Origin of the sequence: Cryobacterium cryoconiti (assembly GCF_004403065.1) — a bacterium.
GTDB lineage: Bacteria > Actinomycetota > Actinomycetes > Actinomycetales > Microbacteriaceae > Cryobacterium > Cryobacterium cryoconiti.
Genome location: NZ_SOHA01000028.1, coordinates 21,830 through 37,097 on the forward strand (window position 1 = coordinate 21,830; position 15,268 = coordinate 37,097).

Genomic DNA, 15,268 nt, shown 5'->3' on the forward strand with positions numbered 1-15,268 from the left:
TGTGTCTGCGACCTGGGAGTAATGCTGTGACTGATGAAGGCCGACTTCTCGCTGGCCGGTACCGTGTGGGGGCACACATCGGGCGCGGTGGGATGTCCGACGTGCACATCGGCACCGATTCCCGGCTCGGCCGCACGGTCGCGATCAAGCTGCTCAAGTCGTCCCTCGCCGCCGACCCGGCGTTCCGCACCCGCTTCCGCCAGGAGGCACAGGCAGCCGCTCGCATGGCTCACCCCACCATCGTGCGGGTCTTCGACGCGGGCGAGGAGACGATCGTCGAAAGCAGCGGGCACGAGTCGCAGATCCCGTTCATCGTGATGGAATACGTCGACGGCCGCCTGCTCAAGGACATCATCCGGGAGGGTCCGCTCCAGGCCGACGAGGCCGTGCGCATCATCGACGGCGTTCTGACCGCCCTCGAGTACTCACACCGGGCCGGTGTCGTGCACCGCGACATCAAACCGGGCAACATCATGATCACCAGGACCGGCCAGGTAAAGGTGATGGACTTCGGTATCGCCCGTGCCATCTCGGACTCCTCGACGACGGTGGCGCAGACCACGGCGATCCTCGGCACGGCCTCCTACTTCTCTCCCGAGCAGGCCAAGGGCGAGTCGGTGGATGCCCGCACCGACCTGTACTCCACCGGTGTCGTCCTGTTTGAAATGCTCGCCGGACGAGCGCCGTTCCGCGGCGAGTCCCCCGTGGCCGTGGCCTACCAGCATGTGAGCGAGACTCCGGTCAAGCCGAGCTCGATCAACCCGAAGGTGTCCCCCGCCCTCGACGCCGTCGTACTGCACGCACTGGCCAAGGATCGTTTCGATCGTTATCAGAGCGCCGTCGATTTCCGTGCCGACGTCGATCTGGCCGCCGGCGGCCAGATCCCGGTCTTCCACAGCGCCGACGACTCCGGTGGCGGCCTGTTCGCGGCTGCCCCGCTGTCCGCGTCCGCCTCCGAGCTCGCCCTCAAGCAGCTCTCCGAGGACGAGTCCATGGTGCGCACGCAGCGCCGGCCGCCCGTGATCTGGATCTGGGCGGGCATCCTGAGTGTCGTCGTCATCGTGCTGTCCGTGATGATCTGGGCCTTCAGCCTCACCCCGAGCAGTGATCTGCCCGACAACTCCCGCCGGGTGCCGTCTCTCACCGGGCTCAGCTACGACCAGGCGCAGACCTCCCTGCTGGATCAGGACCTCGCCGCCATCCGTGCCGAGGAGCCCAGCGCCACCGTGGCCAAGGACCAGGTCATCCGCACCGACCCGCCCGCCGGAACGATCGCCCAACCGACCGACCTGATCCGGGTGTACATCTCGACGGGGGCTCAGCCGGTCGATGTTCCGGATGTCACGAACCAGCCACTGGCAGACGCTCAGACCGCGATCACGGACCTGGGCCTCACCCCCGGGTCGGTGACCCGGGAGAATTCCCCGGACGTCGCGGCTGGACTGGTGCTCCGCACCGACCCGGCTGCCGCTTCGATGGAGAAGACCGGCGTGACGGTCAACTTCATCGTTTCGAGTGGGCTCGTCGCCCTCCCCGATCTGGAGGGTCAGGCTCTGAGCGCCGCGACCGATCTGCTCAACAGCGCCGACCTGCAGCTGATCAGCATTCCCACACCCGACGACACATGCCCGCTGGAGGCCGGCTCCCCGGTGACCAAACAGTCCCTTGCCCCGGGTGATGTGCCCCAGAAGTCCGAGGTCACGCTGTTCTACTGCGCCGGCTGATCACGCTCCCGGCCGACGGTCAGCTGAGCTTCAGCATGGGCGTGAGACCCTTCGCCGTCTCCCGCGCCTCGGGTAGGCCGGCCAGGGCGAGCCAGTTGGCGACCATTGTGTAGCCGCCCTCGGTCAGGACGGACTCGGGATGGAACTGGACTCCCAGGATCGGTGCGCTCACATGCCGCAGGCCCATGATCACGCCGCCCTGGGTGCGCGAGGTGACGATCAGCTCACTCGGCACCGTCCCGTCGACCACGGCGAGGGAGTGGTAGCGCGTGGCCGTGAAGGGCTGCGGCACACCGTCGTAGAAGTCGCTGCCGTCGTGCGTGATCTGACTGGTCTTGCCGTGCATGAGTTCTTCGGCGTTGGTGACCGTGGCCCCGAAGGCCTCCGCGATCGCCTGATGACCCAGGCAGACGCCGAACAGGGGCAGTCCTGAATCGACGGCGGCTCGCACGATGGCGATGGAGACCCCGGCGTCAGACGGTTTGCCGGGCCCGGGCGAGAGGAGAACGCCGTCGAACTCCGCAATCCGGGCCGCGGCGTCCGCGGGCTCGAAGGCGTCGTTGCGCAGCACGACGGTTTCGGCCCCGAGTTCCATCAGGTACCCGTTGAGCGTGTAGACGAAACTGTCGTAGTTATCGATGACGAGGATGCGGGTCATGGGCGTCCCACCGTGACTTCCTGGTTGTTGACAATGGAATCCACCCATGGGAAGACCCAGGTGGACAGGGTGAACAGAACGATGGCCAGCAGAACGAACACGAGCACGATCCGAAGCCACAACGGTCCGGGTAGAAGCCGCCAGAGCGCAGCGTACATAGTGGCCTCCTAGCCCTGGGCCTGGGCGTCGATAACGGCCGCGACCTCGGCCGGCGGGCCGGCGGATGTCGGCTGCCAGGACTCGAGAACACCGTACGCGATGATGCGCTCGGCCGTGGACAGCAGTGGGTTGCAGCTCGTGAGGGTGATGAACCGGTCCACCGGAGCGGCCACCGCGTTGTGCGGCACCGGTGCGATGACATCCACCGCGGTCGGAGCCACATATTCGAGATCGCGGAACCGGTAGGTGTAATAGCCGTCCGCGGTCTGCACGTAGATCGCGTCTCCCAGCCGGAGCTCATTGATCCGGTGCATCCCGCCGCCGTTGGCGCTGCGGTGCGCCGCCAGGGCGAAATTGCCGACCTCACCCGGCATCTGGGTGCCCGGGTAGTGGCCGATCCCCGAACGGGAGCTGTTGAGCACGTCGTTGCCGATCCCCTCGGCGATGGACCGGTTGTAGTCCGCCCCGAAACGCGGCACGTAGAGCACGGCGAAGGATTCGGACTCCCCCGCTGTCTCAGCGACGACCGGTTCGCCGAAATCCACCGCTTCGGCAGCATCCACTTCCGGGGCGGCGGCAGGATCCCGGTTGGAGACGTCGGCGTCGATCCAGGTTTGACTGATTTCGGCGGCGGCAGTCGATTGCTGGCCCGCCATAACCATGTCATTCCACCAGAGTTGCCAGCCGAGGAAGGCGAGAACGAGCACACCGGCGGTGATGAGCAACTCACCGAGCACGCCCACGACGCTGACCCGCGCCCGGCGGCCGCGGTGGCGCAGGGCTCGGCGGGTCGGCTCAGCGGGAGGCATTTCTTCTCGCTCGGACATGGTCTCGATTCTAATCGTGGAGGTGCGCGCCACCCGGCGGATGCCTGCGTCGGGTTTCAGCCAAAGGCGCTAGAATCGCAGGCATGTCACGTGCGAATCCCCGAACGAAGCCCGCCCGCACCGAGGTCGTCCGCTCCGGTGAGGCCGGTCCGAACCCCGTGTGGTTCAAACCGGTGATGTTCGGCTTCATGCTCATCGGCCTGGCCTGGATCATCGTGTTCTATGTGAGCCAGGGCACCCTGCCGGTGGCCAGTTTCGGGTCGTGGAACATCATGGTCGGCTTCGGGATCGCCTTCGTCGGCTTCCTGATGACCACGCGTTGGCGCTAGCGCTCCCCCTGAATTCGCCCCTCTCACACCGAGAATGACAACGGTGTAATTATCCCCATGTGGATAACCTGTGGATAACTTCCCGGCCGCGGCAACGCCCCTCGGGTGCCCGGTGTTCGCGCGCATCCGTGGCTAAGCTGCTGTGTAAACCAAACGGGGGGCACCGGTCGAAAAGCGGCCGAACTGTGTTTCCGTCGTGTGAGAGAGGCGCAACGCTATGAAGGCATCAGCACAACTGGGCTCCAACCTGCAGTCCGTTCTCGTCGACCTGATTGAGTTGCACGTTCAGGGCAAGCAGGCGCACTGGAGCGTCGTGGGCAAGAACTTCCGGGATCTGCACCTGCAGCTCGACGAGATCATCGACGATGCCCGGCTGTTCTCCGACCAGCTCGCCGAGCGGATGCGCGCCCTCGACGCCCTGCCGGACGGCCGGAGCGAAACTGTCACCGCAACCACCCACCTGCCCAAGTTCCCGGCCGGTGAGGTGGACACCACGGAGACCGTCGGCCTCGTCACCGACCGTCTCGATGCGACCGTCGACAACATCCGGGCCGTGCACGACGCGGTCGACGAGGAGGACCCGACGAGCGCCGACATCCTGCACGCCTTCATCGAGAAGCTGGAGCAGTATTCCTGGATGGTCAGCGCCGAGAACCGCACCCCGCGAAAGCCCACGTCCAAGTCCTCGACCAAGCCGGCCGGCAAGGCTTGAGCCGGGAGCCGGTCTGGCTGACGGCACCGGGTAAGAGAACAGCGGAATCCGGCCTGCGGGGCACCGCCGCGGCGGCCTTCGCCGTGAACGGAGACGCTGCGCGAGCCCTGGAGCTGTCCCGCACCCTCGGCGCCTCCGTTCCCCGCCCGGGGTCAGGGCAGACGCTCCGGCTCTTCGAAACCCTGGCCACTCTGGCCGCCATGGACCTCACGGCGGCCAGAGTGGCCGAGGCTCACCTTGATGCGCTCTCCATCCTCGATCAGGCCGCCCTGGATCCGGCCGTGCTGGTCGCGGACGGAGGCACGGAACCGACCTGGGGCGTCTTCGCCGCCGAAGGCGCGGGGGCTCGCCTCGTCGCGCGACCGACCGGCGCCCAACAGTGGCGACTCGACGGAACGAAACCCTGGTGCTCGCTCGCCGGCTCACTCAGCCATGCCCTGATCACCGCGCACACCTCCCCCACCACCCGGCGCCTGTTCGTGGTTGCCCTCGCCGACCCTGGAATCACCGCCCGCACCGATATGTGGGTGGGCCGAGGGCTCCCCGGCGTGCCGAGCGGGCCGGTGGAATTCCAGGACATTGCCGCGCGGCCGGTCGGAGCCGACGGCTGGTACCTCCGCCGGCCGGGCTTCGCCTGGGGCGGGATCGGCGTCGCGGCCTGCTGGTGGGGTGGAGCCGTCGGCCTGGCCCGACGCGTCTGGGAGTCCGTGCTCGAGCGGGAACCCGATCAGATCGCGCTCGCCCACCTGGGCGCCCTCGACCTCGCCCTGACTGCCGCGAGGACCTCCCTGGCCGCCGCCGCGGCGGCGATCGACGCCGGAGAGGCCGGCGGCGAGCAGGGCGCCCTCCTCGCGGCGCGAGTGCGGGGCCAGGTCGCACACACTGTCGACGCGGTGATCACCCGCGCGGGCCATGCACTCGGCCCCGCCCCGCTCGCCTTCGACGCCCGGCATGCCGCCCGCGTCGCCGACCTGCAGCTCTATGTTCGCCAGCACCACGCCGAACGTGACGATGCGGCCCTCGGGCGACGCCTGCGGGAGTCGGGGGTGTCCCCATGGTGACGTTCCAGCACACGGAGGTCGGCACGTCCGAGAACGTCTGGGCGGTTGCGCACCGCTCGCCACAACGCCCACCGGAGGAACTGCACGTCGATGAACTGCGCCAACTCGTCGTGGTCGCGGCGCACCCCGACGATGAGACCCTCGGCGCCGGCGGGCTGATCGCCCGGGCCGCCCGGGCCGGCCTTCCGGTGACCGTGGTGGTGCTCACCAACGGCGAGGCGTCCCACCCCGGCTCCAGCACGCACGACCCCGCTCGTCTCGTGGCACTGCGCCGACTCGAGGTGACCGCCGCCGTCGCCGCCCTGGCGCCCACGGCGCTGGTTCGCCTCGTCGGACTTCCCGACGGATCCCTCGCCGGGCATCTGCAGGACGCGGCGCGCGCGATCTCCGACGCCATCGGAGACGACGGCCCGGGAACCTGGCTGGTGACCCCCTGGCGTCTCGACGGCCACCCGGACCACGCGGCGGCGGCCGAGGCAGGCCGCCACGCGGCTGGAGACCGAAGTATCCGGCTCCTCGAATACCCGATCTGGGCCTGGCACTGGTCTACCCCGGTCGACCCGGTCTGGTCGCACGTCTCGGTGCGGACTCTGGACCTTGCACCCGAAGACAGCAGGCGCAAGTCCCGGGCGATGACCCTGCATCGCAGCCAGGTGCAACCGCTCTCCGACCTACCCGGCGACGAACCGATCATCCAGGCGAGTTTCAGTGCGCACTTCGAGCGCGGCTACGAGACATTCATCCAGAGCGAGAGTGAACCGGAGACCCGGCCGGAGGCCGAGGCCAGGCCGAGCCTGTCCGGAGCCTTCTTTGAGGACTTCTACGCCGGAAAGCGCGATCCGTGGGGCTTCGAGACCCGCTGGTATGAGGAGCGAAAACGCTTCGTCACTCTGGCGGCGCTGCCCCGCCCACGATTCCAGGCGGCGCTGGAACTGGGCTGCTCGATCGGCGTGCTCACGGCCGGTCTGGCCGACAGGTGCGACAGCGTCGTCGCAGTGGACATTGCGGAGCAGCCGCTCCGGGTGGCTCGCGCCCGGCTGGCCGACCGCCCAGGCGTCACCTTCGCACGGCGAACCCTGCCTGCCGACTGGCCGGACGGCTCGTTCGACCTGATCGTGCTCTCTGAGGTCGGCTACTATTTTTCCGCGGAAGAACTGACCGAGCTGCTCGCGCGCTGCCGCGACAGCATCTCGGACGGTGGGGCGATCGTGGCCTGCCACTGGAGGCATCCGGTGCCGGAGTATCCACTGACCGGGGACCAGGTGCACGCCGAACTCGGCCGGCTGGCCGGGATCGAGCGCACGGTGCAGCATCGGGAGCGCGATTTCCTGCTCGAGGTGTTCGAAGCGGCGCCGGCGCGCTCCGTCGCCCAACGTGAAGGCCTGGTGCCGTGAGCCGGCAGGATTCGATCGACCGGGTCGTCGTCGTCGTACCGGCCCGCAACGAGGAGGAGCTCCTGCCGCGCTGCCTTTCGGCGCTTGACGAGGCCATCGCGGAGGTCGGCGACGTGGCCGGCCAGGCACCTCCCGTCATCGACGTCGTGGTCGTGCTCGATCGGTGCAGCGATGGCACGGCCGCCATCGCCGCGGCCTGGCCGAAGATCGAGAGCATCAGCACGAACAGTGGGGCCGTCGGGGCCGCCCGCCGCACCGGTGTCCGGCATCTGTTGCCTACGTCGGACCATTTCACCTCGGCAACCTGGATCGCGTCGACGGACGCCGACTCCGCCGTGCCGCCGAACTGGCTGTCCGCGCAGCTCGCGTTCGCCCGCAACTCGGTCGATCTCGTGCTGGGAACCGTGATTCCCGATGAGGGGTTGGCCGACGGCGTCCGGGAACGGTGGGACGCCCAGCACCGCCTGGTCGAGGGGCACGGCCATGTTCATGGCGCGAACCTCGGCGTGCGCGCCGACCGGTACCTTCAGGCCGGGGAATTCGCCCGCGTCGACGGGCACGAAGACGTTCGGCTGGTCTCCGACCTGCGCAGCCTCCGGGTGAGCGAGATCCGCACCGAGCTGATTCCGGTGCTCACCTCCGGACGGCTCACCGGACGCGCCCCGGCGGGCTTCGCCGGCTATCTGCGTGACCAGGCCGCCGAAGCGCTCCCCTAGACCAGGAACATCGACAGGCTGAGCAGGCCCAGCACCGCCCCGAAAGCAGTGATCAGCACCGTCTGCAACCTCTGCTGCTTGATGCGGCGGGTCTGAACGAAGATCAACCCGATCACGGCTCCGGCCACCAGACCACCGACGTGCGCCTGCCAGGCCACGTTCAGCCCCGGCAGGAAGCCGATCACGAGGTTGATCCCGACCAGGATCAACAGCTGGGTCGCGTTGCCGCCCAGGCGTCTCTGGATGACCAGGAACGCACCCATCAGACCGAAAATGGCCCCGGATGCGCCGACCACCGGAATGCGCGGATCGGACAGGAACAGGACACCCAGTGATCCGGCAAGACCACTCAGCAGGTAGAGGGCGAGGAACCGCCCCCGGCCGAGCATTCCCTCGAGGATCTGCCCGAAGATCCACAGTGTGTACATGTTCAGCAGCACGTGGAAGATGGAGCCGTGCACCAGGACGCTGGTCAGCATCCGCCACGGCTCGAAATTCCCGGGATACGAGTAGACGCCCGCGTACCAGAGGATCCTGGTGAGATCGTCACCCAGAACGAACTGCAGCAGATACACCGCCATCGTGATGACGACGATCGTGGTCGTCACCGGGTGCGAGGACCGGGTGAGCCGGGTCAGCACGGCCGGCTTGGTGCGCGGGGCGTTCTTGCGCTGCTCCGCCATGCACTCGGGGCAGATCACGCCGACGGCGGCCTGCGTCTGGCAGTCGGGGCAGATCGTGCGGCCGCAACGCTGGCAGAGGATGAAGCTCTGCCTGCCCGGATGCCGGTAGCAGAAGTTCGCGGCGGTTCCGGGCAGGTCTGTCATCGAAGGGAGCCTAGACCTGCTCGACGGTGACGCTCTCGATGACAACTTCCGTCAACGGACGGTCGCGGCCGTCGGTGGGAACCGTCGCGAGCTTCGCGACGATCGCACGGGAGTCCTCGTCTTCGACGGCGCCGAAGATGGTGTGCTTGCCCTGCAGCCAGGTGGTCGGCACGACGGTGATGAAGAACTGCGAGCCGTTGGTTCCGCGGCCGCCCTGGATACCCGCGTTCGCCATGGCGAGCACGTAGGGCTGGGTGAAGTCGAGGTCAGGGTTGATTTCATCGTCGAACTGGTAGCCCGGTCCACCGGTGCCCTGGCCGAGCGGGTCGCCGGCCTGGATCATGAAGTCCTTGATGATGCGGTGGAAGACCGTGCCGTCGTAGAGCGGCGCGTTGGAGGTCTGACCGGTGGCAGGGTGCTTCCACTCGATCTCACCGGTCGCGAGACCGACGAAGTTTTTGACGGTCTTCGGCGCGTGATTGCCGAAGAGGTTGACCTTGATCGGTCCGAGGGTGGTGTTGAGAGTGGCGACAGCGGTGTGCTTAGACATGGCACCAATTCTTGCACAGCCGAATTCGGGCAATCCGATGGACACCCGCGCACCCAGAGCCCTCCCAGACGATTGCGTGGCAAGATGGACAGTGTTAGCCACATGACATCGATGGAGGGTCCAGATGAGCCTGTCACGCAAGCGCCGCAAGGAACTTACTCGGCTGCGTAAGAGCGCAGACGAATTATGGAACAACCAGCAGGAAGTGCTTGAGCGTGCCAACGCCATCGCACGGGAGGCCAGCCGCCAGGCCGGCATCCTCACCCGCGAAGAAGTAGTACCCCGCGTGCGTGATAGCTACGATCACCTCCTTCGCCCCGGAGTGCAGGCCACTCAGGACATGGCAGAAGGCGTGCGCCACCAGGTCGTCGACCGGGTGCTCCCCGGCATCGGCAGTGGAATCGGCACGGCCATCGGCTCCGTGATGAGCGTCGGGGACATCGCACGCGACGCACGAGTTCGCGCTGCGCTGAACCGCGTGCGGTTCCAGAAGCCCGTTGTGATCGAGAAGAAGGGCCCGGGCGCCGGCACCTACATCGCGCTCGGTGTCGCCCTGGCGGCCGCCGCCGGCGTCGCGTACGCCGTCTGGCAGACCTTCCGCGCCGATGACGAGCTGTGGGTCGCCGAAGACGAGCCCGCCGCCGCCACGTCGGTCGAGGACTAGTCCTCAGCACGAGTTCAGCTACTCAGGGGAGGGCCCGCATCCAGTGGATGCGGGCCCTCCCCTTTTGTGTGCGTGAGGGGGCTGCGTCAGGGCACTGCGGGCACGGCGCCTCGTAGCGGTCCCCGCAGGCCTGATGGGCCTTGAGAGCGCTCAGGGGGCGGCCTGAGCGCTGTGGAGGGGCTTCGCGCCTCCGAGCCAGGGATCTGCCACGGGGAGCCCCTTCGTTCGCTCCTTCGTCGCTCACTGCGGGTTCGATTCGCAGTGTTCTATTAAATGAGTAACGCCCGGCCCCAAAGTGCGGGGCCGGGCGTTACTCATTTGTGGAGCCACGGGGAATCGAACCCCGGACCTCCTGCTTGCAAAGCAGGCGCTCTACCAATTGAGCTATGGCCCCGCATGTTCACGGGGAGTGTGTGCTGTGGTGGTGACTCTTGCGTGGGGATACCGGGATTTGAACCTGGGACCTCTTCGTTATCAGCGAAGCGCTCTAACCAACTGAGCTATATCCCCCTCTTTGGGCAGGTTTGAGACTACCCGATGCGGCGGGAATCTCCCAATCGAGCCGCACAACGACTCGATTGGGAGGATCCGACGACTAGTTGTTCGTGAAACCGACGAGCAAACCGCCGGTGATCTTCACGCTCAGGTTGTACAGAACCGCGTAGACGGCTCCCAATGCGGTGATGACGACCGTGTTCAGAATCGCCACGACGAAGGCGAAGCCCATGACATTGCCGATCGACAGGATGCTGGCCAGATCCGAGGACGCACCCGCGATGTCGGTGTACAGGTCGTCGATCTTGCCGAAGATCCCGGTTCCGTTCAGGATCGTGAAGATCAGGAACGTCGCCACGATCGTGACGATGCCCAGGCACAGCGCGATCAGGAAGGACAGTTTCACGGCCGACCAGAAGTCCACGTACACGAGCTTGAGCCGGACCTGCTTGGTCGCGGCCGGCTTACGGCTGGATTTCTTGGCGAGCTTTTCAGCGACACTACTCATTTACAGGCTCTTCCTCTCCCAAGGCGCTTTCCGGTTCGGCCGCAATGATCTCGGCCACCAGGTTGCGCTCGGTGTTCTTCGCGATAGCGATGATTCTGTCTTCATCCGCAAACTTAGCGAAAACGACACCCATTGTGTCTCGTCCCTTGGCGGGGACCTCGGAGACGTCAGAGCGTACCACCTTGCCGCTGGCGAGGACCACGAGCACTTCGTCCTCCTCATCGACGATCAACGACCCGACGAGGTCTCCGCGATCGTCACTGAGCTTGGCGACCTTGATGCCCAGACCGCCGCGGTTCTGCAGGCGGTACTGGTCGGCGGCGGTGCGCTTGGCATAACCGCCCTCGGTCACGACGAACACGTAACCGTCGTCGGAGACCACGGAGGCGTCCAGCAGGCTGTCCTCGCCGCGGAAATGCATGCCGATCACGCCGGACGTGCTGCGTCCCATCGGGCGCAACGCCTCATCCGATGCCGTGAACCGGATCGACATTCCCTTTTTGGAGACGAGCAGCAAATCGGAGTCGTTCTCGACGAGCAGGGCCGAAACGAGCTCGTCGCCCTCGCGGAGCTTGATCGCGATGATGCCGCCCGTGCGGTTCGTGTCGTACTCGCTGAGCGCGGTCTTCTTGATCAGGCCTTCGCGAGTGGCGAGCGTCAGGTATTGCGCCACGCCGTAGTCCCGGATGTCCAGGATCTGCGCGATCTCTTCTCCCGGCTGCAGCGCGAGCAGGTTGGCCACATGCTGGCCCTTGGCGTCGCGGCCGGATTCCTGCGCCTCATAGGCCTTGGCCCGGTACACCCGGCCCGTGTTCGTGAAGAACAACAGCCAGTGGTGCGTGGTCGTGACGAAGAAGTGCTCGACCACGTCATCCGCACGCAGCTGGGCGCCCTTGACGCCCTTGCCGCCGCGGTGCTGGTTGCGGTAGTTGTCGCTGCGGGTGCGCTTGATATAGCCGCCACGGGTGACGGTGACGACCATCTCCTCTTCGGGGATGAGGTCCTCGATCGACATGTCGCCGTCGAAACCGAACATGATCTCCGTGCGCCGGTCATCGCCGAACTTGTCGGTGATCTCGGTGAGCTCGTCGCTGATGATGGTGCGCTGGCGTTCCGGGCTGGCCAGGATCGACTGGAACTCCACGATCAGCAGTTCCAGCTCGGCAGCCTGGTCGATGATCTTCTGTCGTTCCAGGGCGGCCAGTCGACGCAGCTGCATGGTGAGGATCGCGTCGGCCTGGAGCTTGTCCACGTCGAGCAGGTCCATCAGGCCGGTGCGGGCGTCGTCGACGGTGGGGGAGCGACGGATGAGTGCGATCACCTCGTCGAGGGCGTCGAGGGCCTTGAGATAGCCACGCAGAATGTGCGCATCCGCTTCGGCCTTCTTCAGCCGGAACTGGGTGCGCCGCACGATGACTTCGATCTGGTGGGCGACCCAGGCGGAGATGAAGCCGTCGAGCGACAGGGTGCGCGGAACCCCGTCGACGATGGCCAGCATGTTCGCGCCGAAGTTCTCCTGCAGCGGGGTGTGCTTGTAGAGGTTGTTCAGCACCACCTTCGCCACCGCGTCGCGCTTGAGCACGATCACAAGGCGCTGGCCCGTTCGCCCGCTGGTCTCGTCACGGATGTCGGCGATGCCGCCGATCTTCCCGTCCTTGACGAGGTCGGCGATCTTGATCGCGAGGTTGTCGGGGTTGACCTGGTACGGCAGCTCGGTGATCACCAGGCAGGTGCGGCCCTGGAGTTCCTCGATGCTGACGACGGCGCGCATGGTGATCGAACCGCGGCCGGTGCGATAGGCATCCTGGATGCCCTTGATGCCGAGGATCTGCGCGCCGGTCGGGAAGTCGGGACCCTTGATGCGCTGGATCAGCGCTTCGAGCAGTTCCTCGCGGGACGCTTCGGGGTTCTGCAGATACCACAGGGCGCCGGCGGCCACCTCGCGCAGGTTGTGCGGCGGGATGTTGGTGGCCATGCCCACGGCGATGCCGACGGAGCCGTTGACCAGCAGGTTCGGGAAGCGCGAGGGCAGCACGGTGGGTTCGAGGGTGCGACCGTCGTAGTTGTCCTGGAAGTCGACGGTGTCCTCGTCGATGTCCCGCACCATCTCGAGCGCGAGGGGGGCCATCTTCGTCTCGGTGTACCGCGGTGCGGCGGCGCCGTCATTGCCGGGGGAGCCGAAGTTGCCCTGGCCGAGGGCGAGCGGGTACCGCAGGCTCCACGGCTGGACCAGGCGCACGAGAGCGTCGTAGATCGACGAGTCACCGTGGGGGTGGAACTGCCCCATCACGTCGCCGACCACGCGAGCGCACTTGGAGAATGCCTTGTCGGGACGGTAACCGCCGTCGAACATGGCGTAGATCACACGGCGGTGCACGGGCTTCATCCCGTCGCGGACATCGGGCAGGGCGCGCCCGACGATGACGCTCATCGCGTAGTCGAGGTAGGACCGCTGCATCTCGAGCTGCAGGTCAACCTGGTCGATCCGGCCGTGCTGGGCGTGATGCGCGGCCTTCGCCGCGGTGTCGGCCGCAACGGATGCGGTGTCAGCCTCGGTCGGTTCGGAGCCTTCGCCGAAGGTGCCCCCGGTGGTGGTGTCGTCAGATGTCAAGGAAACGCACGTCCTTCGCGTTTTTCTGGATGAAGTTACGGCGGGACTCGACGTCCTCGCCCATCAGGGTGGAGAAAATTTCATCGGCGGCGGCAGCATCGTCGAGAGTGACCTGCAGCAGAGTGCGGGTCTCGGGGGCCATGGTGGTTTCCCACAGCTCCTTGTAGTCCATCTCGCCGAGACCCTTGTAGCGCTGGATCCCGTTGTCCTTGGGGATGCGCTTGCCGGCTGCGGCGCCGTCGGCCAGGAGAGCATCGCGCTCCCGGTCGGAGTACACATATTCGTGCGCTGAGTTGGCCCATTTGAGGCGGTACAGCGGCGGCTGGGCCAGGTAGACGTACCCCAGGTCGATCAGAGGACGCATATACCGGAACAGCAATGTGAGCAGCAGGGTCGTGATGTGCTGGCCGTCGACGTCGGCGTCGGCCATCAAAACGATCTTGTGGTACCGCACCTTGTCCGGGTTGAACTCTTCGCCCATACCGGCGCCGAAAGCCGTGATCATGGCCTGAACCTCGGCGTTGCCGAGGGCCCTGTCGAGCCGGGCCTTCTCCACGTTCAGGATCTTGCCGCGCAGGGGAAGAATCGCCTGGAACTCCGGGTTGCGGCCCTGCACCGCGGAACCGCCGGCCGAGTCACCCTCCACGATGAAGATCTCGGAGAGGGACGGGTCCTTGCTCTGGCAGTCCTTGAGCTTGCCGGGCATGCCCCCACCCTCGAGGAGACCCTTGCGCCGCGCGGTCTCGCGCGCCTTGCGTGCGGCCATCCGGGCATTCGACGCCTGAAGCGCCTTGCGGATGATCTCCCGCGCCGGGTTGGGATTGCGGTTGAACCAGTCGGACAGCTGATCATTGGCGACCTTCTGCACGAACGACTTGGCCTCCGTGTTGCCCAGCTTGGTCTTCGTCTGGCCCTCGAACTGCGGTTCCGCCAGCTTGATCGACACCACGGCGGTCAGACCCTCGCGCACGTCGTCGCCGGTGAGATTGTCATCCTTTTCCTTCAGGATGCCCTTTTCCCGGGCGTACTTGTTGACCAGGGTTGTCAGGGCGGCGCGGAAGCCCTCTTCGTGGGTTCCGCCCTCATGGGTGTTGATGGTGTTCGCGTAGGTGTGCACGCTTTCGGTGTACGCGGTGGTCCACTGCATCGCCACTTCGAGCGCCATCTTGCGTTCGTGGTCTTCCCACTCGAACGAGATGATGTCGTCATTGACCAGGTCGGCCTTCTTGGCCTTGTTCAGGTATTCGACGTAGTCGACGAGGCCGTTCTCGTAGAGGAAGTTCTTGGTGACCGGCTTGCCCTCGTCGTCGAGGTTCTCCGGTCGCTCATCCGTGAGAGTCAGGCTGAGCCCCTTGTTCAGGAAGCCCATCTGCTGGAAACGGGCCCGCAGTGTCTCGAAGTCGAAGACGGTCGTTTCGAACGTCTCCGCGCTCGGCCAGAAGGTGATGGTGGTGCCGGTCTCGTCGGAAACCTCATCCATGGTGAGGGGAGCGTTGGGCACGCCATCATGGAAACTCTGGCGCCAGACGTGGCCCTGACGGCGCACCTCGACCTCGAGGCGGCTCGACAACGCGTTGACGACCGAGCTGCCCACACCGTGCAGCCCGCCGGACACCGAATAGCCGCCGCCACCGAACTTGCCTCCGGCGTGCAGCACTGTTAGCACGACCTCGACGGTCGAGCGGCCCTCCGCCTTGTGAATGTCGACCGGGATCCCACGGCCGTTGTCGGCGACGCGAACCGCGCCATCTGCCAGAATCCTAATGTCGATGGTGTCGCAATGACCGGCGAGGGCCTCGTCGACGGAATTGTCCACGATCTCGTAGACAAGGTGGTGCAGACCGCGAGGTCCGGTGGATCCGATGTACATTCCGGGACGCTTGCGAACGGCCTCGAGTCCTTCGAGGACTTGGATATCATCTGCGCCGTAGCCGTGCTCCGGCTCGATCTGTGGGTCAACTGACATCTGAAATTGGGCTCCTGACCGTCGCGCGGGCGACCCTTGAGCTTATCAAACGGGTCAAGGGGTCAGG

General features: G+C 66.2%; 15 protein-coding genes and 2 tRNA genes. 7 read left to right on the forward strand and 10 right to left on the reverse strand.

Features of this window, described 5'->3' with window-relative positions; all coding sequences use genetic code 11:
* The first annotated feature begins 26 nt into the window (after window positions 1-26).
* Window positions 27-1,724, forward strand: coding sequence for a Stk1 family PASTA domain-containing Ser/Thr kinase (gene pknB, locus E3T49_RS08980; RefSeq protein WP_134424597.1), 1,698 nt, complete (start codon window positions 27-29; stop codon window positions 1,722-1,724).
* 19 nt (window positions 1,725-1,743) lie between these two features.
* Here the strand turns inward: pknB and E3T49_RS08985 are convergent, their stop codons facing one another.
* Genes E3T49_RS08985 through E3T49_RS08990 form a run of 3 tightly spaced genes read right to left on the reverse strand, consistent with a single transcriptional unit; the run spans window position 1,744 to window position 3,368 of the window.
* On the reverse strand, window positions 1,744-2,382 hold the full coding sequence (locus E3T49_RS08985) for an anthranilate synthase component II (RefSeq protein WP_134424598.1): 639 nt from the start codon (window positions 2,380-2,382) through the stop codon (window positions 1,744-1,746).
* Window positions 2,379-2,540, reverse strand: coding sequence for a DUF4175 domain-containing protein (locus E3T49_RS16170; RefSeq protein WP_166785507.1), 162 nt, complete (start codon window positions 2,538-2,540; stop codon window positions 2,379-2,381). Before E3T49_RS16170 ends, E3T49_RS08985 begins: the two co-directional genes overlap by 4 nt.
* Window positions 2,541-2,549: 9 nt before the next feature.
* A complete protein-coding gene (locus E3T49_RS08990; protein ID WP_134424599.1) occupies window positions 2,550-3,368 on the reverse strand; it encodes a class E sortase in 819 nt (272 codons plus the stop codon).
* 83 nt (window positions 3,369-3,451) lie between these two features.
* On the opposite strand from E3T49_RS08990, the gene E3T49_RS08995 reads away from it, so the two are divergent.
* The 5 genes from E3T49_RS08995 to E3T49_RS09015 all read left to right on the forward strand — a co-directional run bounded on the left by E3T49_RS08995 (window position 3,452) and on the right by E3T49_RS09015 (window position 7,580).
* Entirely contained in the window at window positions 3,452-3,697 is a 246-nt protein-coding gene (locus E3T49_RS08995) for a cell division protein CrgA (RefSeq protein WP_134424600.1), read from the forward strand.
* A gap of 217 nt (window positions 3,698-3,914) precedes the next feature.
* Window positions 3,915-4,409 carry a Dps family protein gene (locus E3T49_RS09000; RefSeq protein WP_134424601.1) on the forward strand — a complete coding sequence of 165 codons (495 nt, stop codon included), beginning with the start codon at window positions 3,915-3,917 and terminating at the stop codon, window positions 4,407-4,409.
* Entirely contained in the window at window positions 4,406-5,470 is a 1,065-nt protein-coding gene (locus E3T49_RS09005) for an acyl-CoA dehydrogenase middle domain-containing protein (protein ID WP_134424602.1), read from the forward strand. The genes E3T49_RS09000 and E3T49_RS09005 overlap by 4 nt, the downstream gene beginning before the upstream one ends.
* A complete protein-coding gene (locus E3T49_RS09010; RefSeq protein WP_134424603.1) occupies window positions 5,464-6,864 on the forward strand; it encodes a PIG-L family deacetylase in 1,401 nt (466 codons plus the stop codon). The genes E3T49_RS09005 and E3T49_RS09010 overlap by 7 nt, the downstream gene beginning before the upstream one ends.
* Window positions 6,861-7,580 (forward strand): glycosyltransferase family 2 protein, encoded by a 720-nt coding sequence (locus E3T49_RS09015; RefSeq protein ID WP_134424604.1) that lies wholly within the window; start codon window positions 6,861-6,863, stop codon window positions 7,578-7,580. Before E3T49_RS09010 ends, E3T49_RS09015 begins: the two co-directional genes overlap by 4 nt.
* Here E3T49_RS09015 and E3T49_RS09020 read toward each other — a convergent pair.
* Window positions 7,577-8,407 (reverse strand): rhomboid family intramembrane serine protease, encoded by an 831-nt coding sequence (locus tag E3T49_RS09020; protein ID WP_134424605.1) that lies wholly within the window; start codon window positions 8,405-8,407, stop codon window positions 7,577-7,579. The two genes, E3T49_RS09015 and E3T49_RS09020, sit on opposite strands and share 4 nt — an antisense overlap.
* A gap of 10 nt (window positions 8,408-8,417) precedes the next feature.
* Window positions 8,418-8,957 carry a peptidylprolyl isomerase gene (locus E3T49_RS09025; RefSeq protein WP_134370585.1) on the reverse strand — a complete coding sequence of 180 codons (540 nt, stop codon included), beginning with the start codon at window positions 8,955-8,957 and terminating at the stop codon, window positions 8,418-8,420.
* 124 nt (window positions 8,958-9,081) lie between these two features.
* Between E3T49_RS09025 and E3T49_RS09030 the strand changes: the two genes are divergently transcribed.
* On the forward strand, window positions 9,082-9,621 hold the full coding sequence (locus E3T49_RS09030; protein ID WP_134424606.1) for a magnesium transporter CorA family protein: 540 nt from the start codon (window positions 9,082-9,084) through the stop codon (window positions 9,619-9,621).
* 321 nt (window positions 9,622-9,942) lie between these two features.
* Here the strand turns inward: E3T49_RS09030 and E3T49_RS09035 are convergent.
* The 5 genes from E3T49_RS09035 to gyrB form a co-directional block, all read right to left on the reverse strand.
* Window positions 9,943-10,015: transfer RNA gene (locus E3T49_RS09035), tRNA-Ala, on the reverse strand.
* A gap of 42 nt (window positions 10,016-10,057) precedes the next feature.
* A tRNA-Ile gene (locus E3T49_RS09040) sits at window positions 10,058-10,131 on the reverse strand.
* An 85-nt stretch (window positions 10,132-10,216) separates the two neighbouring features.
* Window positions 10,217-10,624: a DUF3566 domain-containing protein gene (locus E3T49_RS09045; protein ID WP_134364748.1), complete on the reverse strand. Its 408-nt coding sequence runs from the start codon at window positions 10,622-10,624 to the stop codon at window positions 10,217-10,219.
* A complete protein-coding gene (gene gyrA / locus E3T49_RS09050) occupies window positions 10,617-13,109 on the reverse strand; it encodes a DNA gyrase subunit A (RefSeq protein ID WP_241972743.1) in 2,493 nt (830 codons plus the stop codon). Before gyrA ends, E3T49_RS09045 begins: the two co-directional genes overlap by 8 nt.
* A gap of 115 nt (window positions 13,110-13,224) precedes the next feature.
* Window positions 13,225-15,201 carry a DNA topoisomerase (ATP-hydrolyzing) subunit B gene (gene gyrB, locus E3T49_RS09055; RefSeq protein ID WP_134424607.1) on the reverse strand — a complete coding sequence of 659 codons (1,977 nt, stop codon included), beginning with the start codon at window positions 15,199-15,201 and terminating at the stop codon, window positions 13,225-13,227.
* Between the last annotated feature and the right edge of the window lie 67 nt (window positions 15,202-15,268).